14 protein-coding genes are annotated in these 21248 nt (G+C 66.6%); 6 read left to right on the top strand and 8 right to left on the bottom strand.

Annotation, left to right across the window (positions count from 1 at the left end; translation table 11 throughout):
* Positions 1–5 precede the first annotated feature (5 nt).
* Together aceE and VG543_RS18870 are read right to left on the bottom strand one after the other, a co-directional pair.
* The gene (aceE, locus tag VG543_RS18875) at positions 6–2678 is read right to left on the bottom strand and encodes a pyruvate dehydrogenase (acetyl-transferring), homodimeric type (protein WP_423178928.1); all 2673 of its coding nucleotides are present in this window, start codon (positions 2676–2678) and stop codon (positions 6–8) included.
* 245 nt (positions 2679–2923) lie between these two features.
* The gene (locus tag VG543_RS18870; RefSeq protein WP_019658858.1) at positions 2924–3223 is read right to left on the bottom strand and encodes a hypothetical protein; all 300 of its coding nucleotides are present in this window, start codon (positions 3221–3223) and stop codon (positions 2924–2926) included.
* Positions 3224–3362: 139 nt separating this feature from the next.
* On the opposite strand from VG543_RS18870, the gene VG543_RS18865 reads away from it, so the two are divergent.
* The 4 genes from VG543_RS18865 (at position 3363) to VG543_RS18850 (ending at position 9580) form a co-directional block, all read left to right on the top strand.
* Entirely contained in the window at positions 3363–3878 is a 516-nt protein-coding gene (locus tag VG543_RS18865; protein WP_019658857.1) for an RNA polymerase sigma factor, read from the top strand.
* The gene (locus VG543_RS18860; protein WP_346484264.1) at positions 3875–4897 is read left to right on the top strand and encodes a FecR family protein; all 1023 of its coding nucleotides are present in this window, start codon (positions 3875–3877) and stop codon (positions 4895–4897) included. The genes VG543_RS18865 and VG543_RS18860 overlap by 4 nt, the downstream gene beginning before the upstream one ends.
* Before the next feature lie 143 nt (positions 4898–5040).
* Positions 5041–7974 (top strand): TonB-dependent receptor, encoded by a 2934-nt coding sequence (locus tag VG543_RS18855; RefSeq protein ID WP_423178929.1) that lies wholly within the window; start codon positions 5041–5043, stop codon positions 7972–7974.
* A gap of 10 nt (positions 7975–7984) precedes the next feature.
* Positions 7985–9580, top strand: a complete 1596-nt coding sequence (locus tag VG543_RS18850; RefSeq protein WP_423178930.1) for an alkaline phosphatase D family protein — start codon at positions 7985–7987, stop codon at positions 9578–9580.
* A gap of 108 nt (positions 9581–9688) precedes the next feature.
* On the opposite strand, the gene VG543_RS18845 is transcribed toward VG543_RS18850, so the two are convergent.
* From VG543_RS18845 to VG543_RS18830, 4 genes are all read right to left on the bottom strand, one after another.
* Entirely contained in the window at positions 9689–11797 is a 2109-nt protein-coding gene (locus VG543_RS18845) for a phosphocholine-specific phospholipase C (protein WP_423178931.1), read from the bottom strand.
* 8 nt (positions 11798–11805) lie between these two features.
* Positions 11806–14184, bottom strand: a complete 2379-nt coding sequence (locus VG543_RS18840; RefSeq protein WP_423178932.1) for a TonB-dependent receptor — start codon at positions 14182–14184, stop codon at positions 11806–11808.
* 116 nt (positions 14185–14300) lie between these two features.
* A complete protein-coding gene (locus VG543_RS18835; RefSeq protein WP_423178933.1) occupies positions 14301–15227 on the bottom strand; it encodes a c-type cytochrome in 927 nt (308 codons plus the stop codon).
* On the bottom strand, positions 15224–16570 hold the full coding sequence (locus VG543_RS18830) for a c-type cytochrome (RefSeq protein WP_423178945.1): 1347 nt from the start codon (positions 16568–16570) through the stop codon (positions 15224–15226). The genes VG543_RS18835 and VG543_RS18830 overlap by 4 nt, the downstream gene beginning before the upstream one ends.
* A 183-nt stretch (positions 16571–16753) precedes the next feature.
* Between VG543_RS18830 and VG543_RS18825 the strand changes: the two genes are divergently transcribed.
* On the top strand, positions 16754–17872 hold the full coding sequence (locus tag VG543_RS18825) for an alpha/beta hydrolase (protein ID WP_111103855.1): 1119 nt from the start codon (positions 16754–16756) through the stop codon (positions 17870–17872).
* A gap of 79 nt (positions 17873–17951) precedes the next feature.
* Here the strand turns inward: VG543_RS18825 and VG543_RS18820 are convergent, their stop codons facing one another.
* The gene (locus VG543_RS18820) at positions 17952–19091 is read right to left on the bottom strand and encodes an MFS transporter (RefSeq protein ID WP_155029283.1); all 1140 of its coding nucleotides are present in this window, start codon (positions 19089–19091) and stop codon (positions 17952–17954) included.
* Positions 19092–19253: 162 nt separating this feature from the next.
* Positions 19254–19955: a pirin family protein gene (locus VG543_RS18815; protein WP_005409043.1), complete on the bottom strand. Its 702-nt coding sequence runs from the start codon at positions 19953–19955 to the stop codon at positions 19254–19256.
* Between the two features lie 140 nt (positions 19956–20095).
* Between VG543_RS18815 and VG543_RS18810 the strand changes: the two genes are divergently transcribed.
* Positions 20096–21016, top strand: a complete 921-nt coding sequence (locus VG543_RS18810; RefSeq protein ID WP_423178934.1) for a LysR family transcriptional regulator — start codon at positions 20096–20098, stop codon at positions 21014–21016.
* The last annotated feature ends 232 nt before the right edge of the window (positions 21017–21248 follow it).

Below are 21248 nucleotides of genomic sequence, written 5' to 3'. Positions count from 1 at the left end.
CAGCCTTATACCGCGGCCGGGTCGCGCTTGCCGGCGTCGATGCCGTACCTGTCGATGGCCTCCTGCATCCGCGAGCGTTCGATGCGGCCTTCGTCGGCCAGCGACTTCAGGGCGGCCAGCACGATGAAGTGGCGATCCACTTCGAAGAACGTGCGCAGCGACTCACGCGTGTCGGAACGGCCGAAGCCATCGGTACCGAGTGCGATGAAGCGGCGGTCGTTGATGAAGGGACGTATCTGGTCGCCTACGATCTTCATGTAGTCGGTGGCCACCACCACCGGGCCATCCTGGCCCTGCAGGCACTCCTGCACGTAGGGTACGCGCGGTTCCTCAGCCGGGTGCAGCAGGTTCCAGCGTTCGGCAGCCAGGCCATCGCGGCGCAGTTCGGTCAGGCTGGTCGCGCTCCAGACATCGCTGGCGATGCCGAAGTCCTGCAGCAGCAGTTTCGCCGCGGCTTCCACCTCGCGCAGGATCGAACCGCTGCCCATCAACTGCACGCGTGGCTGCGAGGCGCTGTCGGCCGCTGCCGGATGCAGCAGATACAGGCCCTTCAGGATGCCCGCTTCCACGCCCTCCGGCAGTGCCGGCTGCGGGTAGTTCTCGTTGAGCACGGTGATGTAGTAGTAGATGTCTTCCTGCTCGACATACATGCGGCGCAGACCGTCGTGGATGATCACCGCCAGCTCGTAGTTGTAGGTCGGGTCGTAGGACACGCAGCTGGGAATCACCGACGACAGCACGTGGCTGTGGCCGTCATCGTGCTGCAGGCCTTCGCCCATCAGCGTGGTGCGGCCGGAGGTGGCACCCAGCAGGAATCCACGGGTGCGCGCATCGGCGGCGGCCCAGGCCAGGTCACCGACGCGCTGCAGGCCGAACATCGAGTAGAAGATGTAGAACGGGATCGTCGCCAGGCCGTGGTTGCTGTAGGCGGTACCGGCCGCGATCCACGAGCAGATCGCACCGGATTCGTTGATGCCTTCCTGCAGGATCTGGCCGTCCTTGGCTTCCTTGTAGTAGCTCAGCTGGCCGGCATCCTGCGGGGTGTACAGCTGGCCAAGGTAGGAGTGGATGCCGATCTGGCGGAACAGGCCTTCCATGCCGAAGGTGCGCGATTCATCGGGCACGATCGGAATGACCAGCTTGCCCAGCTCCGGGTCCTTCAGCAGGCTGGTGAGGATGCGCACGAAGCCCATGGTGGTGGATTGGCCGCGATCGCCGCTGCCCTGCAGCTGGGTGTTGAAGATCGACAGCGGCGGCAGCGGCAGCGGATCGACCTTCGCCAGCCGCGCCGGCAGCTGGCCGCCCTGGATGCGGCGGCGCTCGGCGAAGTAGGCCGCCTCGGGGCTGCCCGGCTCCGGTCGCAGATACGGCATGTCCTCCAGCTGCTCGTCGCTGACCGGCAGGTTGAAGCGATCGCGGAAGGCACGCACCGCATCGGCGCTCATCTTCTTCAGCTGGTGGTTGATGTTCTGGCCTTCGCCGGCTTCGCCCATGCCGAAACCCTTGACCGTCTTGGCCAGGATCACTGTCGGCCGGCCGCGGGTGTTCACCGCCTGCTGGTAGGCAGCGAAGACCTTCTGCGGATCATGGCCGCCACGCGCCAGCGCCCAGATATCGTCGTCGCTCATGTGCGCGACCAGTTCCAGCAGCTCAGGGTAGCGGCCGAAGAAATGCTCGCGCACATAGGCACCGCTCTGCGACTTGAAGGTCTGGTAGTCACCATCCACGCATTCCATCATGCGCTGGCGCAGCAGGCCGCTGTGGTCGCGGGCCAGCAGGTCGTCCCAGCCGCTGCCCCAGATCAGCTTGATCACGTTCCAGCCGGCCGCGCGGAAGGTGCCTTCCAGTTCCTGGATGACCTTGGCGTTGCCGCGCACCGGACCGTCCAGGCGCTGCAGATTGCAATTGACCACGAACACGATGTTGTCCAGCCGCTCGCGGCCGGCCAGGGAAATTGCCGCCAGCGATTCGGGCTGGTCCATTTCGCCATCGCCGAGGAAGGCCCAGACCTTGCGGCCCTGGTGCTCTTTCAGGCCGCGGTATTCCAGGTAGCGCATGTAGCGCGCCTGGTAGGCAGCGGTCAACGGGCCCAGCCCCATCGACACGGTGGGGAACTGCCAGAACTCCGGCATCAGGCGCGGGTGCGGATATGAGGACAGGCCTTCGCGGCCGGCTTCGCGGCGGAAGTTGTCCATCCGTGCCGGATCGATGCGGCCTTCCACGTACGCGCGGCCGTAGATCCCTGGCGCGGAGTGGCCCTGGATGTAGATCATGTCGCCGTCGAAGGTGTCGGTACGGCCACGAAAGAAATGATCGAAGCCCACGTCGTACAGCACTGCCGCCGACTGGTAGGTGGCGATGTGGCCGCCGACGTTGGAATGCTTGCCGGCACGCAGCACCATCACCATCGCGTTCCAGCGGATCATCGCGTTCAGGCGGCGCTCGATGGCCAGGTCACCCGGGTAGGCCGGCTGGCGCTCGGGCGGGATGGTGTTGACGTAGGCGGTCCAGGCACGGGTATGCAGGTCGCCGTGCTGCCGGGCGTCCAGATCGCTCAGCTGGTCGATCAGGTAGTGCGCGCGCGGCCGGCCGCCGGCCTGCATCACCGCCTCCAGCGATTCACGCCACTCCTGGGTTTCCAGTGGATCGGTATCGAAGGGAATGAGGGCTTGGTTCATGGCTGTCTCCAGAGGGCGCCGGTCGGAGGTCTGCCTGGGCGACAACACCGGCAGGGCGCACAGCACTGGAGCGGGGTCGCAATGGCGGGCGCCGTGACGCGAAGGGCGACCGTGGCGGCCACCGAGAAGACAAGCGTATGCCTGCCCCCCACGCCTCGATAGGCGGGCGGGGCTTGGGTCTCTGGCAAGCAAGGGTTGGTGCCGCGCGCCGTATCATGGGCCGATGCGCTGGGCGCGGCCGCTGATCAGGCCGGGGACAGCCCCGGCAGGAACACCGGGATGATCGCCACGCCGACGCCCAGCAGGCACCAGGCGACGACGGGCAACCAGCGCGCCAGGCGTTGGGCGGGTTCCGGTGCACGACGACCGCCGATCCACAACAGCAGCGTGAGCACACCTAGCGCATAGGCGAGGACGACGATCACCGGATGCACATGGATGACCCGGCTGGGCGGCCACATCTGCTGCTGGTAGGCGGTGGTGTGGGCGACCAGCAGCAGGAACAGCAGGCTGCTGAGGGTGTTGATCGCGGTGCGGGCGTTCATTGCGGGGCACTCCTTGTGCCGGCTGCCGGGACATTGCAGGGGCCGCATTCTAGCGGCTGCCTGCCGGTCGTTGAAACGCCACTGTCATCGATGGCGGTCACCCTGCGGGGCTTTCCAGCCTCGGGGTGGTTGGCCGGCCGTGAACAGCGTGAGGATCTGGGAGAAAAGCTACGCGCTGCGGCGCCGGCTACTGCGTGGCTTCTTCCTGCGTCGCGGTTCGGCCAGCGAGGATGCCGAAGACCTGGCGCAGGAGGTCTACCTGCGCCTGCTGCGCAGCACCGGCGAAGATGCCGATGCGGTCGAGAACCCGGAAGCCTACCTGTTCACCGTGGCGGCCAACCTGGCGCGCGAGCATGCGCGCGCGCGGTCGTCGCTGCCGCCGCTGGAAGACGTCGACCTGCTGGCCGAAGTGCTGAAAAGCGAAGAAGACATCGAAGGTGATTTCGAGCGTGCGCAGCGCTGGAACGATATCCGCAGCACCATCGCACGACTGCCGGCAACCACGCGGCGGGTGATGGAGCTGCACTACCGCGACGGGCTGGACTGCCCGGCAATCAGCCAGCAGCTGCAGGTGTCGGTGCACATGGTGCGCAAGCACATCGGCAAGGGGCTGGAGGCCTGCAGGAAGGTGCTGGGCGCCAGGGAGCTCACATGAACCGGACCTCATCGCCCGTGGCCGACGACACGATCGCCTGCGAGGCCATGGACTGGTTCCTGGGCAACCGCGAGGGGCCGTTGGATGAGGCCGGGCGCCTCGCGTTCCTGGACTGGATGAAGCGCTCGCCGGAGCATGTGCGCGCCTACTTGCGCGTCCTCTCGTTGCACCGGCAGGTGGGCGAAGCGCTGCAATCGTCGTTGGCTGACGAGGCGCCGCCGCTGCGGGAGGCGACGTCGGCCAAGGTAGTGCCGCTGTTCGGTGGCGTGCACGCGCCGCCGCGCGCTGTGCCGCGGCGTGGTCGTGCGCGCTGGTGGGTGGCAGCTGCCGCAGCCTGTATCACCCTGCTCGGCGTGGGCCTGGTTCCGCAGGTGATGCCCACCGAGCAGCTTTACAGTGCCGGACAGGGTGAACTTCGCGACCTGGTGCTGCCCGACCAGACCCAGGTGCGGCTCAACGCGGACAGCCGCCTGCGGGTACGCATGGGCTGGTTCAGCCGCAAGGTGGAGCTGCTGCAGGGTGAGGCCACGTTCGACATCGCCCGCGACCGCCGTCCGTTCGAGGTGCAGGTGAACGGCCTGGAGATCCGGGATATCGGCACGGTATTCGATGTATCGCGACGGCTGCAGAGCACGCGCATCGGCGTGGTCTCCGGCGAGGTGGAGGTATGGAGCCAGGGTGCGGACGCCCGGCGTCTTGCGCAGCTGGGCGAAGGCCGAGTGGTGCAGGTCGACGCGGGCAGCCATGCGGTCGAGTCCTTGGACCTACCATTGTCGATGCTGCTGGATTGGCAGCAACGCAAGGTGTCCTTCCTGGATGAGCGGCTGGACGAGGTGGCCGCTGCCTTCAACCGGCACAACCAGGTGCAGGTGCGCGTGCTGGACGAAGGCGCGGCATCGGCACGGTTGTCGGGCAGTCTCGATGCGCATCGCATCGGTGCACTGCAGGCCTTCCTCGAACGCGACCCGCGTTTCGTGGTGAGGCGCGAAGGCGACACCGTGCGGGTTGGCAGTCGCTGAGGCCGAAATGGCCGTGGAGTGTCAAAAAAAATTCATCGAATCCGCGTTCTCCACTTCGGTGGATGCGGGCTCTTACTTGGGAGAAGCCGCTGCCGAGCCACGCAGCGGCGCCTGCTGCCTTCTCTCTCTTCCAAGGACCCGTGATGCGCAACACGCTCTACCTGTCGATCATCCTCGCCCTGTCTCCCTGCAGCGTGCCGCTGGCCTTCGCCGCCGGTGCCGATGGCCTGGAGGCGCGTGTATCCACGCCGATCGCGGCGCAGCCGTTGGCGCGTGCGCTGGAGCAGTTGTCGCGCGGTTCCGGGGTGCAGTTCCTGTACTCGGCCGGCGGTGATGCCCGCATGGCCGGTGCGGTGCCGCGAGGTGCCACCGTCAGGCAGGCGCTGGACGCGCTGCTGGCCGGTACCGGCCTGGGGTACACCGTGGTGGATGGCAATGTCATCGCCATCGATCCGGCGCCAGCACGCAACCAACCGAAGCCGGCCGCGCCGAAGCCGCGCGAGGCCGAGGCAATGGTGGCGCCGACCCTGGACACGGTGAAGGTGATTGCTGCACATGAGGTCATCGACCAGAAGAAGCGCTCACCGGTGATCAAGGATTCGGTGGTGTACGACGAGATGGACAGCTACGGCGACGAGACCCTGGCCGAGAGCCTGATGGCCGCTCCAGGCCTGAGTGCGGTGGAGGATGCCGGCGAGCCACGTTACGTGACCGTGCGCGGCGTACAGGCCAACCTCAACTACACCACCATCGATGGCATCGCGATTGCCAGCGTGGGAGGCAGTGGCTCCGGCGAGCGAATGAACAACCTGCAGCTGATTCCCAGCGACATCGGCACCCGTACCGACATCTACAAGAGCTTCAGTGCGGAGCAGGCACCGGATGCGATCGGCGGCGTGATCGACATCATCAGCCGCAGTGCCTTCGACCGGTCAGGCAAGTACGTGTTTGCCGATGTGGCAGGCATCTATTCCACCGCCGAGACCAACGTCGAGCGCAGCGCAGGCGGCAACCACGAGACCCTGGGTCACTTCGGCAAGAGCGCCAAGATGGTGTTCTCCAACCAGTTTGGTGTCGACCAGGAGTTCGGCATCGTTGCGGTGGCACGCTACGAGCAGCGTTCGCGCAACAGCGTCAAGCGCTGGGTGGAGTCGAACTACTACTACAACGACGCTGGCAAATACCTCACCGACGGTACCACGGGCCCGGACGAGGCCAAGGGCTGGAACGGGCTGCGTGCGCCTGGCAACTTCAGCACTGGCACCTATACCAACTTCATCACCAACTTCGGTGGCTCCGCCAAGCTTGAGTGGAAGCCCTTGGATGATCCGTTCTACGCATCGTTGCTGCTGTATTCGTACCGGTTCTACGAGAACTCTACGATGAACAAGACGGATCTGTACGGCAACGCCAAGTTTCCGGTCCGCAACCAGACCGAGGACAGCGGTACCACCCAGATCAACAGCATCTACATCAAGAACCGCCACGACCGCTGGGACCGCAGCAACCGTGGCGCCATCGCCAGCTTCAACTGGGACATCGGCGACCGTTCGCGCCTGACCCTGCGCGGTGGCCACACCGAAGAGACCTTCCACAACAGCCAGGTCTACTGGGGTGTACGCGCCTACCCCAGCAATCTGTTCGTCGACTACGAGAACGACAGCCACGGGTTCCCCAACGCGGTGGCGGTTTCCGATTCCAGCCTGCTGACCAGTTCCGCATTCAAGCTCAATCCGGCGCAGGCCTACGTCTCCCCGCGCGATGCCAAGGAGAGCATCGACAACCTGCGCGCCGATTTCAGCTACAACATCGACGCCGATGCGCGTGGCTTCGGCCTGGCCACCGGCGCCGAGTACCGCCACCTGAAGATCTGGCAGGACATCGACTTCGACTACTTCAAGAGCAGCGCCACGCTCAACGACTACCTGTATCCGGGTTCGACACTGCTGGGCAGCGTGCCCGGCTTCCCGCTGATCGACAACCGCAAGTGGACCGAGGAACTGCTGCCGAAACTGGGCAGCAACAATGCGGCGTATCCGAATGCCAACTTCACCAGCGACTACAAGTACGTGGAGGACATCACCAATGCCTATGTATCCGCGCACTACGCCTGGGACCGGCTGCTGCTGATCGGCGGCCTGCGCTACGACCACACCCGCTTCGATGCCTACAGTCCGTTCAGCGATGATGGCGGCGCTACCTATACCTCTGCGTTCCGCAACACGAGCGGTGGCTACAACAACCTGCTGCCCTCGTTGAACGCAACCTTCAAGCTCACCGAGGACCAGCGCCTGCGCTTCTCCGCCAGCCGCACGCTGGGCCGGCCGACGCCGAGCAACATCGCCCAGGCCACCAGCACCAGCTGTGGCGATGACGAGGAGGGCAGGGGCTTCTGCACCATCAAGCAGGGCAATGCCGATCTGCAGCCGCGCCGTTCCACCAACATCGACCTTGCATGGGACCTGTACTTCAACGGCAACAACGGCCTGGTCTCGGTGGCGTTGTTCGACAAGGTGATCAAGGACGACATCTACACCCTGACCACCTTCGAGAACGTGGGTGACACCCGCTACCGGGTGACTCAGCCGATGAACACCGATGAGTCCACGCTGCGCGGTGTCGAGTTCGCGGTGGCCAACCGCAACCTGCAGTGGGGCAGCCAGCGTTTCGACATGTACTTCAACGCCACGCGGCTGGAAGGCCAGACCGACTACCGCATCAGTGATGGCACCGCGCGCCGCCTGGACCGGCTGCTGTATCAGCCGGACTGGTCGCTCAATGGTTCGGTGATCTGGCGCATGCCGTGGAGGAGCGCGCAGCTGCGCCTTTCCGGAACCTACCGCAGCCGGATGCTGGTCGACTTCGGTGACACCGAATGGCTGGATTCGTACTACGACCCGTACATGACGTTCAACATGGCCTTCAGCCACAAAGTCGGCAGGCACGTGACGCTGAAGTATGAAGCCAAGAACCTGTTCAACACCCAGCCGACCTACAGCACCGGCCCGAATGGGCGCTTCCGTACCGAGATCGACGACTACGGCCGCTTCTTCTACTTCCACATCATCTACAACTGAGGGCAGCGCCGTGGATACGATCAATCGCAGGCGATTCCTGGCCCTGGCCGGCCTGTCTGCTGCCGGCGCCTGGATGGGCACGGCACACGCGCTGGCCGCGCAGGCCGATGCCACCGCGCTGAACCCGCGCAACCTGCTGGCCAAGCCGCGCTTTGCCAGCACGCCCTTCACCCTGGGCGTGGCCTCGGGTGATCCCTCGGCCGATGGCATGGTGCTGTGGACACGGCTGGCGACCGAGCCGCTGGTGTTCGGCGGTGGCATGCCGGCCCGGCCGATGGTGGTCGAGTGGCAGCTGGCAGCAGACGAAGGCATGCGCAGAGTGGTACGCCAGGGTTCGGCAATGGCGCATCCCGAACTCGGCCACGCGGTGCACGTGGAGCTGGACGGGCTGGCGCCCGGACGGCCCTACTGGTACCGCTTCACCGTAGGCGGCCACGCCAGCGCAGTGGGTTGCACGCGCACGCTGCCGGCAGCCACGGCAGCGGTGGATCGCGTTCGCTTCGTGGTGGCCGGTTGCCAGCATTACGAAGAAGGCCACTACACCGCGTGGCGACGCATCGCCGAGGAACCACTCGATTTCGTCTTCCACTACGGTGACTACATCTACGAAGGCGAAAGCCAGCCGGGCCTGCGGAAGATGAACGGACAGCCGTTCACCAACCTGCGCAACCACGTCGGCCCGCAGATCTATACGCTGGATGATTACCGCCGCCGATACGCCCAGTACAAGAGCGATGCCGACCTGCAGGCCGCCCATGCGTCGGCACCGTGGTTCGTCACCTTCGATGACCACGAAGTGGACAACAACTGGGCCGGCGCCGAAGACCAGGACGATACGCCCAGCGAAGTGTTCCTGCTGCGCCGCGCGCAGGCGTTCCAGGCCTACTACGAGAACATGCCGCTGCGCCGTTCGGCGTTCCCGCGCGACGGCCGCATGCAGATGTACCGGCGCGCACGCTATGGCACGCTGATGGACCTGCACCTGCTCGACACCCGCCAGTACCGCAGCAAGCAGGTGAACATGGCGCTGCGCGAGGAGGTGGAATCGCCGGAGCGCAGCATTGTGGGGGCGAAGCAGGAACGCTGGCTGTTCGACGGCCTGGCCGATGCGGCGCCGCGCTGGCATACCATCGCCCACCAGGTGGCGCTGGGCAACTACATGCGCGAGAAGGACGGGGTAGTGCAGTCGTCCGACGACCAGTGGTCGGGCTATCTGGACAGCCGCCGGCGCCTGCTCGATCACATCCAGAAGGTGGGCTTCGGCAACGTGGTGACCGCCTGCGGCGACGCGCATCGCCACTATGCCAGCGATCTGGTGCAGGACCACCGTGACTCGGGCGTGGTCTCCAGCGAGTTCCTCGCCACGTCGATCACCTCCGGCGCCGATGGCCAGGGTGTGGACGCGTATGCCAGGAACCAGCTTGCCCACAGCCCCTATCTGAAGGCGACCACCGACAAGCGTGGCTACGTGCTGTGCGATGTCACCCGCGATGCGTGGATCGGCGACATGAAGACGCTGGATACGGTGATGCGACCGAACGGTACCATGCAGAGCTGGAAGCGCTACGCGGTGGAGCACGGCCGGCCGGGGCTGCAGGAGGCCTGAATCTACCGGTCTGCGCTGTAGAGCCGAGCCCACGCTCGGCTGCTTTTTTCGGGGCAATGCGACCAGGGCGAAAGCAGCCGAGCATGTGCTCGGCTCTACAGGGATTCTTCAATCGTGCTCGAACCGCAGCGGCTCGGTGCCCATCGCCGGGTCACTGGTGCCGGGGCGCCCATCCTCGGCGCGGCCGGCCAAACGCAGCACACTCCCACCCGCGCTGACGCGCAGGTCATACCAGCCGGCGGTAGGCGTAGCATCCCACGCCAATGAAGTCTGCGCATGTGCGGGCAGCGCCAATGTCTGTTCGGGCATGTGTCCTGCATAGGCGCCGCCGTGCACGCGCACCTGCTGTGCACTGTCACCCAGATTGCGCAGGCGGAGCCGCAGTTGGTCATCGACGCGATCGATTGAAGCATGCACGGCAGGACCCGTGGCCGCCCCCTGGAAGTGGCGGTGGAAGCCGTTCGGGCCCAGCAGCCACAGGTCATAGCGGCCTTGGGCATCGAGCGGCCAGCGCTCGCGCAGCGGCATGCCCGGCAGCAGCGTGTAGCGGCGTGGCACCGCATCCAGCCGCAGCCGGTCGTAGACATGCAGCACAGCCGCTGCGCCTTCGCAGGACAACGTCAGGTCCACGCCCGCAGCGTCGACCGCAGCGATCGATGCCTGCGGCCGGTAGGGCAGGGCACGCGCCGGGCGTACACCGCTTTCCTGTTTCGCTGGTTTCAGCCCCTCTTGCAGCGTGGGCACGGTGCGTCCCGGCAAGGCAGCGGCGCGTGCGGCAACCGCACTCACGTCGGGCAGGCCGCGGACGAACGGGCGGGTATCGCGCTGGGCAAAGTCGAACGCATTGCTGAGGTCGCCGCAGACCGCGCGGCGCCACGGCGAGATGTCCGGTGCGGGCACGCCAAAGCGGCGCTCGATCAGCCGTATGACCGAGGTGTGGTCGTACACCTGCGAATCGACCCAGCCGCCGCGACTCCACGGCGAGATCACGTACAGGGGCACGCGCGGTCCCAGACCGTACGGGCGCCCGCGCAGTTCGGCGAGATCGTACTTTTCGTCACCCGGTGCCGGGTGCCGGTGGTACTCGCCTTCGGTGTTGACCGAGGACACACCCGCCCAGCCACCGTCCACCGGCGAAGGCGGGGCAGGGGGCGGCATGTGGTCGAAGAAGCCATCGTTCTCGTCGAACATCAGCAGCAGGGCGGTGCGGCTCCACACGTCCGGATCGGCGGTCAGCGCATCCAGCACGCGTGCGGTATAGGCCGCGCCCTGTGCCGGGCTGGACGGGCCAGGATGTTCGCTGCCTGCCGCGTCGGCGATGATGAAGCTGACCTGCGGCAGGCGCCCGTCAATGACGTCCTGACGCAGCTGCGTCAGGCCCCGCGTGCTGACCCCGCGCGCGCGCAGCTGCGGGTCATGCCCTGGCGCCGCGCGGTGGGCCTGGCGGAAGGCCTCGAAACCCGCCAGCGGGTTGTCGGTGAAGTTGTCGGCCATGTCCTGGTAGATCTGCCAGGACACGCCGGCGTTCTGCAGGCGCTCGACATAGCTGGTCCAGCGGTAGGACGCCGGATGCCCGCCGTGTTCGGGGAAGTTGTCATGCGAGTTGGCGATTACCGGGCCACCGGCACGGGCCTGTGCATCGTTGTGGCCGGTCCACAGGAACACCCGGTTCGGGTTGGTGCCGGCCTGCATGGCGCAGTGGTACGCATCGCAGATCGTGAAGGCATCGGCCAGCGCGAACTGGAACGGCAGGTCGCTGCGCTGGAAGTAGCCCATCGAGTGGTTCTGCTTGGCCTTCGGCCAGTGCCCCATGCGCCCGTGGTCCCAGGCACGCTGGGCGTCTGGCCAGGTGTGCGGCGTGCCTTCCACCCGCATGTAGCCGAAGTGCGCGGCGGTATCCAGCGGGAACGGTGCGATCGCCCGCGTGCCACTGGCATCGGGTTGCAGCCACAGGCTGCGGGTGCGGCCACCTGCTTGCAGCGCGGCGGCCGGGGCGACGAACCGATCACCGAAGCCACGTACCCCCGGCAGCGTGCCGAAGTAGTGGTCGAACGAACGGTTCTCCTGCATGAACACCACGATGTGCTGCAGGTCTTCGAGGCTGCGCGTCTGCGCGGCAGGGGCGATCGCTGCGGCCCGGGCGATGCTGGGCAGCAGCGGAGAAAGGCCGGCGGCAACGCCGGCCTGCAACAACCGGCGTCGGCCGATATCGGTCACGGGCTCACTCACAGGTCTACGCGGAAGGAGATGCCGACGGTGCGCGGAGCGCCGATGAAGGCGTTGTCGCGGCCGTCCACCCCTGCAAGATACCGCTTGTCGGTGAGATTGCTCACCACCAGGTTGGCACCCATGCCCTTCAGGCGCGGCGACAGCCCCTGCAGGTCGAAGCCGATGTTGGCGTTGAACACGGTGGCCGAGGGCAGCGTGTTGACGTTGGCGGCATCAAGGTAGCGCGTGCCCAGGTAACGGCCGGACAGGCCGAAGTTCCAGTTGGCGCCCTGCCAGTCGGCCGACAGCACCAGGGTGTTCTCCGGCTGGCCGATCACCTTGGCGCCGTCGACGATGCCCAGCTGGGCATCACGCGCGGCATTGCCGCTGCCCAGGTACTTGGAGCGGTTGTAGGTGTAGGCCGCGTTGATCCGCCAGCCGTTGTTCCACCCATAGCCGAACGCGGCTTCCAGGCCGTTGCTTTCCACGCCGCCGAAGTTCTCGTAGACACCATCGGTCTCGCCCAGGTAGTCGATGCCACTGACGAAACCTGCCGGCAGATAGACGATGCGGTTGTCGAACTTGATGTTGTAAAGCGTGACCGAGGCGGTCAGCGGCCAGCGGCTGATGCGCATGCCCACTTCAATGTTGTCGGCGGTTTCGGGCTCGACGTTGCGGAAGCGCTGCGGGTCGGTCTCGCCAAGCACGCCGGAGGGGATGGCGGCGAAGTTCTGCGAGAAGCCGGCGAACAGCTCCATGCCTTCCACACCCGGTGCCCAGGTGACGCCGGTGGACAACAGTGGATCGGACCTGGAATCGGATTTGACGTGCTCGCTGGCACCGATCACGCGGCGGCGCGACTGGTCGACGAAGAACTGCTTCACGCCCAGGCGCGCGCTGAACGGACCGAAGCGGGCCACGTCCTCGACGTAGTACATCTGCTCGTCGACCTTGTACTTGTCCTCGAACTGCACCCAGTACGGCTGGTGGTCGAAGGCGATGTCCTGGCCGACGTTGAGCAGGCGGTGCCAGTCACGGCGTGCCGAACGGTCCAGCTTCTCCACCCAGAGGCCGCCACGGATGGTGTTGTCGATCGCACCGAAGGTCTGCCGCCATTCGACGTCGGCGGTCACGCCCATGCGGTCGTTGTCGTAGTGGGTGTGGCGGTAGGACTGCGCGCCCAGCACGTTGCCCGCGTAGCAGTTCGGATCGTACTCGGCGGTGAAGCCCAGGCGCGGGGTGCAGCTGGTCAGGCGCTGCGCGGCGCTGCCATCGGTATTGACGAAGAAGATCTGGCCACGGTTGCTGCCGCCGTACACGGTTTTGCCACCGAGATATTCCGATTCGGGGCGGCCCGCACCCTCATCGCTGACCTGCGCCAGGTAGGGTGGCAGCCAGTCGCCACGACCTTCCATGCGGTGCCCGTAGGCGGCCACCGAGGCCTTGAACCCGTTGCCGCCGTCGAAGGCCGCACGCAGGTAGCCGAAGGTGTTCTCGCGCAGTGCACGCGAGCCGGAGCGGTAGTTCTGGTCCAGGTAGGGAATGCCGGTGAGGGTCCCCACCAGGTTGTCACGATCCGGATTGGTGGCGAAGCCCTTCGGTGAGACGCTGGTGTATTCCGGCTCGTCGGCATCGTTGTAGGACAGGTAGCCGGTCAGCGTCCAGCGGTCCAGTTCGGTGATGAACTTGCCGGCGATGTGGTCGTTGCTGGTCTTGCCGCTGCCATCGATCCAGTCATGCACGCGCGCCGACGAGGCGCTGACCCAGGCACGGGTGTGGCCGCCGAGCAGGCCGGTGTCGTAGCGCACGTAGTACTTGCGCGCCTCGTTGTCACCGGCGCCGACCACGAAGCGCAGACGGCTGTCCTGCAGCGGATCGCTGGTGAGGAAGTTCAGGGTGCCGCCGAGGGCCTCGTTCGAGCGCGAGGAGATATCAGCGGTGCCCTGGCTGACTTCCACCGTTTCCAGGTCCAGGGTGTCGATGTAGCGGTTGGCCAGCGAGCCGCCGCCGTAGCCGGAGCCGCCGTTGGGCAGGCCGTCGATGGTGGTGCCGATCTGCTGCGTATCGCGGTTGGTGACGAAGCCACGCATGCTGATCTGCGTGCCCCACACCGACGAACCGGTAGCGTCGGCCTCGCTGACCACCACGCCCGGCACTTCGTTCAGCGCATCGTTGACGCTGCTCATCACCGTCTGCCGGTTCAGTGTTTCTGCGCGCACCGACGTCTTGGCGTAGCTGGTGGCCTGGCCGATCACCTGTACCTGGTCCAGGGTACGGGCATCGCTGCTGTGCGCTTCGCCCGTATCGCCCTGCGGTGCTTCTGCGAGGGCGTCCAGGGCGGGGGCGATCAGCACGGCAAGCAGCGAGACACGGGGAAAACGCGCAAACGTTCGCATTGAAACCGGACCTTCAGGGGAGGGAAGCCCCGGAGTGTCGGCAGCGCCCATGACATCGGCATGACGCGGCGAAGCAGGAACCGTGTTGTGTGACGGCCGGTTCCAATGGCTTCTGCTCAGTACCGCGCGTCCTTGGGTTTCGGGTCGCGCGGCCAGTCCTTGGCCTTGTTGGCGAAGTCCGGGCGTGGCTGGTTGATGAAGTAGCTGGCGATGTCCACCGCATCCTGGTCGGGCATCACCTGCTGGCCCAGTGGCGGTTCACGGGTCACTGCCGGCGGCATGTTGTGTTTGACGAAACCGGCGGCCTTGTACAGGCGCGCCATGCCGGCGCCGATGTTGAAGCTGTGGTCGCCCCACAGCGGCGGGAAAGCGATGTCACCGCTGGCGTCGCGCCGGCCTTCGCCATTGTCGCCATGGCAGGCAGCGCACTGCACGGCGTACAGCGCCTGGCCACGGATCGGGTCCGGGACCAGCGTGCTGTCGATGGGCCCCTCACTGGGGGCAGCCACCCTTGCACCCACTGGCACAGGGCTGCTCAGCCACGCCATGTAGTCGAGCATCGCACGCATCTGCGGCGAGTCCTTCGGCAGCGGCTTGCCGTTCATTGAACGCTGCAGGCAGCCGTTGATGCGCTCGGTCAGCCCGATCACCTTGCCCGGACGCGGCATGTAGCGCGGATAGGCGCCGCCGCCGGTGTTGAAGTAGTGATTGCCGAACGGCCGCTTGCCTTCGGCCATGTGGCACGAGTTGCAGTTCAGATCGTTGCCGACGTTGTCCGGCAGCAGCCGTGCGGTCTCGTTGAGGAGGCGGCGGCCGAGCATCACCGACTCGGCATTGCCGAGCCCGGCGATTTCTTCGGCGCTGGGTGCACGGTAGTGGCCGACCACCTTGCCCTGCGCATCGAGAATATCGATCGTGCTGGCCACGGCGGCATCCAGATCCGGGTACAGATGACGATAGGCGAGGGTACCGGCACCGGCCAGCACCACGAGGCTGATCGCACTGCCGATCAGCAGGCGGGAACGCGTGCGCGAACGCTTCATCGTGCGGCCTCCTGCGGAACGTAGTGCACCGGCTTGTCGCGCACCACCCGGCGCATGCGCGCCACGTCGACCTCGCTCACTGCGCTGGCCTGGTTGCCCCAGCTGCTGCGGATGAAGGTCAGGATCTGTGCCAGCTGCGCGTTCGGCAGCTGCTCGAAGCCCGGCATGGTGAAGGCCATGCGGTCATGCGGGGTATGCGGCGTGCGGCCGCCGATCAAGGTCACCTGCACCAGCGAACTGGGGTCATCGGCGAACACGATCGAGTTGCCGGCCAGGGCCGGATAGACGCGGGGCATGCCGCGCCCGTCGGCACGGTGGCAGGCCTGGCAGTGCTCCGCATAGGCCAGCGAACCGGCAACACGGTAGTCGCCGCTGCGCAGTGCGGCGGTGGTCGTGTCGCTGCCGGGCGACCACTGTGCGCTGCGTCCTTCGCGGGCGGGCAGCTGCTTCAGGTAGCGGGCCATCGCCAGCAGGTCAGCGTCGGACAGGTACTGCGTGCTGTGCTCGACCACGTCGGCCATGCCGCCGAAGGCCGCCGATCGATCGGTGCGGCCGGTGCGCAGGAAGTCCACGATCTCGCCCTCGCTCCAGCTGGCCAGGCCGGTCGATTCATTGCGCAGGTTCTTCGCATACCAGCCTTCCAGCACCGAGCCGGAAAGGAACTGCCGGCCCCCATCATCGGCCATGGCCTTCTCCTGGAACGCCAGGCCGCGTGGCGTATGGCAGGCACCGCAATGGGCCAGGCCTTCCACCAGTTCAGCGCCGCGCTGCTGGCCGGCATCCAGTTTCGGATCCGGGCTGAAGCTGCGTGGGCGCGCGAACAGCAGCTGCCACCAGGCCAATGGCCAGCGCATGTTGGCCGGCCACGGGATGGTGCTGTCGGCGTTGTCCTGTTTCACCGGTTGCACCGAGCCCATGAAGTAGGCGTACAACGCCTTGACCTCGGCATCGCTGGCGATTACATACGAGGCGTACGGCATGGCCGGATACAACGGCTGGCCATCGTGGCGGATGCCACGGCGCACCGCGCGCTCGAAGTCGGCGTAGTCGTAGGCGCCAATGCCGGTGTCCGGATCGGGCGTGATGTTGGTCGAGTAGATCGTGCCCATCGGCGTCTGCATGCCAAGGCCACCGGCGAACGGCTTGCCGCCGGGCGCGGTGTGGCAGGCCGCGCAGTCGGCCGCGCGCGACAGGTACTGTCCCTGCGTGATCAGCGCCGGATCGTGGATGTCGACCTGCGCGGTCTGTCGCGGTGCGAACCAGTAGGGCGTGGTGCGGGCGACGCCGTAGGCGGCGGCCAGCGTGGCGACCAGGGCAATGGCGAGCTTGAACGAGGTGCGCATGGCGGCACTGTGGGCAATCGTGCCGGCGTATTCATTGATCCGGATCAATGCCGAGGTCAATCGCGCCATTGTGACAACCTGAATCGTTCCTGCGTTGTCATCAAGCCGTCATCCACGCGCGATAGATGGCCCACGCGCGCGTCGCTAACCTGCCACGCTGTCGCACCTGTTCCCCGATTGCCCATGAAGCGCCTGCTGCTGTTGTTGCTGGCGTGCGCCGGCCTGTGGCTGGCTGCATGCTCGTCCTCGATCAATGCCTCGTCCACCTCGCTCGCCGATCGGCTGATCGCGCCGGGTGGCGTATCGACCCTGCTCGATCGTCCGCGCATTGCCGCGGCCATTGCCGAACTGCCCAATCGCCACGGCTTCGCGCCGGGCCGCGATGGCGTGCCGATCTTCTGGCGTGTGTTCGATCCTGGCGATTACGGCGCGCGTTATCACTACCTGCCGCAGCGCCACGAGAACGGCCTGCCGCTGGATACCGGCTTGAGCCTGGCAGTACCGCGACCGTTCCGCGCGCAGGCACCGCGCGGCACCGTGGTGCTGCTGCACGGCTGGATGATGAATGGTGATTCGATGCTGCCGTGGTCGTTGCAGCTGGCCGAATCCGGCTACCGCGTGGTCACGCTCGACCTGCGCAACCATGGACAGTCCGGTACTGGGCCGTCGGGCTATGGCACCTATGAATCCGACGATGTGGTGGATGTAATCGGCGAGCTGCGCGCACGTGGTGAAGTGACCGGCCCGCTGTACCTGTTCGGCGTGTCCTATGGCGCCGCCACAGCGGTATTCACCGCCGACAAGCTCGGCGACCAGGTGGAAGGCGTGGTGGCGATGGAATCGTTCGCCAATGCCGGTGTAGCGATCCGCACGATGATCCCGCACCTGATGGGGCTGCAGCCGGAAGGCCTGAAGGCGCAGGCGATGGCGTCGTACGCGCGCTGGCGCTACGGCGGCCAGGACATCAACCAGGTGATCGCCGACGCCAGCCGTCGCATCGACGTCGATCTGGACCGCGTCGACGTCGCGCGTGCGCTGGCCGATACCCGCGCCTGCGTGCTGCTGCTGCACGGGCAGGGCGATCAGCACATACCCGTCAGCCAGGGCCGCGAACTGGCCCAGGCCAACCCGCGCGCGCACTACATCGAGATGCGCGGCGAAGACCATATCACCCTGCCGCTGCGGCTGGATCTGCTGGCCGGAGTGGTTGACGACTGGATGGCGCGCGACGAGCACCACCCGCAGAGCGCATGCCCGGCGCCGCAGCTGCCGGCCCAGGCCGAATGGCTGGCACACGGCTGAAAAAGGGGACGGAGGGGATTAAGTCGTTTGCAGCACACCCGTGGCAGATGCGACTTAATCCCCTCCGTCCCCTTTTTTGTCAGGCCACGCGTCGGGCCAGTGAGCGGGCGGAGGCAGCTACGCCCAGCAGCAGTACGGCTACGCACAGGAAGGCAAAGCCGAGGCTGGTGGCATGCGCCACTGCGCCGATCGCCGCCGGGCCGGCGAGGATGCCGGCGTAACCCAGTGTGGTCACTGCAGTGATGGCGATGCTCTCCGGCATCACCCGCTGCTGGCCGGCCATCGAGAACAGTGCCGGCACGATGTTGGCGCAGCCCAGCCCGACCAGCACATAGCCCGCCAGCGCCACCGGGAACGAGGGCACCAGCGTGGCCAGGGTGAAGCCTGCTGCGGAGGTGATGCCGCCGAAGACCAGGGTGCGGGTGCGGCCGAGGCGCTCGACGATGCCGTCGCCGAACAGGCGCATCGCGGTCATCGCCAGGGTGAACAACGCGAAGCCGGCGCCGGCCTGGTCACGCGGCACCTGCCGCACTTCGGCCAGGAACACCGCGCTCCAGTCCAGCATCGAGCCCTCGGCGAGGAACACCACGAACGCCAGCACGCCGATGAACAGCACCACGCCGTGCGGCAGTGCCAGCAACGGTCCTTCATGCAGGATCCGTTGTGGGCGCCAATGCGGCGCCGACAGAACCGCAACCAGCAGCAGTGCTGCCACTGAGGCCAGCGCGGCCAGCCACAGCGGCGTGCCCAGAATCAGCAGGCCGGTCATGCAGCCGGCGCCGACGAAGCCACCGATGCTGTAGAAGGCGTGGAAGCCGGACATCATTGCGCGCCCGGCGTCGCGCTCTACCGCGACCGCCTGCATGTTCATCGCACAATCCAGTGCACCGACGCCGGCGCCGAACACGAACAGCGCCGCGCCCAGCGCCACCGGCGAGGGCGCCAGCACCAGCAAGGGCAGGGCGCACAGCATCATCGCGCAGGTGATCACCATCACCCGGCGGCAGCCCAGCCGCCCGGTCAGCGCACCCGCCAACGGCATCGCCAGCAGCGAGCCGAGCCCGAGGCACAGCAGCACGGCACCAAGGCTGGCATCGGTCAGCCCGGCCTTGGCCTTGGCATAGGGCACCATCGGCGCCCACGCGGCGGTGGCGAATCCAGGAATGAAGAAGGCGGCACGGGTGGCGTGCTGCTGGGCACGCGGGGATGAAGGCGTCATGCGAGGGCGGGTCCGGATAAACGCTGCCATGAAAGCGTTTCCGGTCGTGTCGGGCAAGGGGCATTCGGGTCACCGAAGGCCGAATACGATTGCGGCCCATGCGCAGCGGGCCCGGCGATGCCTTTCCGCATCACCGGGCCACGTCTTCAGGACAGGGCGTGTTTACAGCGGCAGGTCGAACACCAGCACTTCGGCGTCGTTGCCGTTCTCCAGGGTCAGCTGGGCTTCGTCACTGACCTGCAGCGCATCACCGGCTTCCAGGGTGATGCCGTTGACCTGCAGCTGGCCACGCGCCACCTGCACATAGGCGCCACGACCGTTGCCAAGCGCGTGGTGCAGCTTCTGGCCACCATCGAGGATGGTGGCGAAGATGCGGGCATCCTGGTGGATGCGCAGCGAACCGTCGGCACCGTCCGGCGAGGCGATCAGGCGCAGCTGGCCGCGCTTGGTCTCCGGCGCGAAGTGGGTCTCCTCGTAGGACGGCGTGATGTTCTCGGTGTCCGGGAAGATCCAGATCTGCAGGAAGTGCACGGTCTCGTCGGCCGAGTGGTTGAATTCGCTGTGGGTGACGCCGCTGCCGGCGCTCATGCGCTGCACGTCGCCATAGCGCAGCACCGAACCGGTGCCCATCGAGTCCTTGTGTTCCAGCGCACCGCCCAGCACGTAGGAGATGATTTCCATGTTGCTGTGGCCGTGGGTGCCGAAGCCCTGGCCGCCGATCACCTTGTCTTCGTTGATCACCCGCAGCGGGCCGAAGCTGACGTAGCGGGGGTCGTAGTAGTTGGCGAAGGAGAAGGTATGGCGCGAGGACAGCCAGCCATGCTCGGCCAGGCCACGGGTAGCGCTCTTGCGGATCTGCAGCATGATGGAATCTCCTTGTTCGATGGTTTCGATGGGGCGGGGTGGACCGGTAGCCGCTGTGTTTCCCCGTTGGAGAGAAGTATCTGCTTGCGCCCGGGGTTTTAAAAACGGATAGTTTTGACAGCCATCATCGAAAAATTCGAATGCTCAAGCTCAGCCTCGATGCCCTGCAGATCCTGGATGCCATCGACCGCCGCGGCTCGTTTGCGGGCGCTGGCAAGGCGCTGCACAAGGTGCCCTCGACCATCTCCTACACCGTGGCCAAGCTGGAGGAGGACCTGGGCGTGCAGCTGTTCGACCGGGTTGGCCCGCGCGCCGAGCTGACCGCAGCTGGCCGCGCGCTGCTGGACGAGGGTCGGCACCTGCTGCGTGCAGCCCGCGAGCTGGAACTGCGGGTGCGCCGGGTGGCGTCGGGCTGGGAGACCGAGCTGACGCTGGCGGTGGACTCGGTGTTTCCGACCTGGCTGCTCGGCCCGGACATCGCCGCGTTTCGAGAGGCCGAGGCACCGACCCGGCTGCGATTGATCGGCGAGGCCCTGTCCGGCACCTGGGAGGCCCTGCTGGACCGCCGTGCCGACCTGCTGGTCGGCGCGCCGGGCGAGGGCCCCAGCGGCGGTGGCTACGTCGTCGAGCCGCTGGGTACGGTGGCGTTCGTGTTCGCGGTCGCGCCCGGTCATCCGTTGGCGGCAGTGCCAGGCGTGCTCGGTCGCGAGCAGCTGGTCGAACACTGCGCGATCGCGGTCTCCGATTCCGCGCGCAGGCTTCTGCCGCGCACGGTCGGCCTGTTGATGGGGCAGGAGATGCTGACGGTGCCGGACATGGCCAGCAAGCTGAAGCTGCAGTGCGAAGGCGTGGGCTTCGGCTTCCTGCCCGAGCCGTGCGCGCGCGCTGCGGTGGCGCGTGGCCAGCTGGTGATCCGCGAGGTGGAGGAGCACAAGCCGGAAGAGACCTTCTGGCTGGCCTGGCGCACCGGCGAGGACGGCGCCGCACTGCGTTGGTGGCGCGAGCGCTTGCGCAGGCCGGAGCTGCTGTCGCAGTGGTGGCAGGCAATGGCCAGGGGGTAGGGGTTTGGCAGGGCTGCGTCCTGCACCCGCCGAAGCAACAGCTATGGCCGAAGCAACAGCAACAGCAACAGCAACAGCTGGTTTCCTGAGGGATGGCGGGGTGGGTCCGGTTGCGGGAGACGCCGTAAACCCGTCCATGGGGGCTTGGCCGCGGCATCCATGCCGCGGACACTCCCGCAACCGGACCCACCCCGCCATCGACGGTTTCCCGCGATCTGTCGGAAATACTCTT

It is taken from the genome of Stenotrophomonas sp. CASM101, assembly GCF_049384845.1.
Lineage (GTDB): Bacteria > Pseudomonadota > Gammaproteobacteria > Xanthomonadales > Xanthomonadaceae > Stenotrophomonas > Stenotrophomonas hibiscicola.
This window is presented reverse-complemented; position numbering and strand designations above follow the sequence as displayed.

Coding starts and splice junctions, on each gene's coding strand:
- VG543_RS18855 (WP_423178929.1), top strand. CDS start 5,041: ATGCGCAACACGCTCTACCTGTCGATCATCCTCGCCCTGTCTCCCTGC.
- VG543_RS18840 (WP_423178932.1), bottom strand. CDS start 14,184: ATGCGAACGTTTGCGCGTTTTCCCCGTGTCTCGCTGCTTGCCGTGCTG.
- VG543_RS18810 (WP_423178934.1), top strand. CDS start 20,096: ATGCTCAAGCTCAGCCTCGATGCCCTGCAGATCCTGGATGCCATCGAC.
- VG543_RS18825 (WP_111103855.1), top strand. CDS start 16,754: ATGAAGCGCCTGCTGCTGTTGTTGCTGGCGTGCGCCGGCCTGTGGCTG.
- VG543_RS18830 (WP_423178945.1), bottom strand. CDS start 16,570: ATGCGCACCTCGTTCAAGCTCGCCATTGCCCTGGTCGCCACGCTGGCC.
- VG543_RS18835 (WP_423178933.1), bottom strand. CDS start 15,227: ATGAAGCGTTCGCGCACGCGTTCCCGCCTGCTGATCGGCAGTGCGATC.
- VG543_RS18815 (WP_005409043.1), bottom strand. CDS start 19,955: ATGCTGCAGATCCGCAAGAGCGCTACCCGTGGCCTGGCCGAGCATGGC.
- VG543_RS18860 (WP_346484264.1), top strand. CDS start 3,875: ATGAACCGGACCTCATCGCCCGTGGCCGACGACACGATCGCCTGCGAG.
- VG543_RS18870 (WP_019658858.1), bottom strand. CDS start 3,223: ATGAACGCCCGCACCGCGATCAACACCCTCAGCAGCCTGCTGTTCCTG.
- VG543_RS18820 (WP_155029283.1), bottom strand. CDS start 19,091: ATGACGCCTTCATCCCCGCGTGCCCAGCAGCACGCCACCCGTGCCGCC.
- aceE (WP_423178928.1), bottom strand. CDS start 2,678: ATGAACCAAGCCCTCATTCCCTTCGATACCGATCCACTGGAAACCCAG.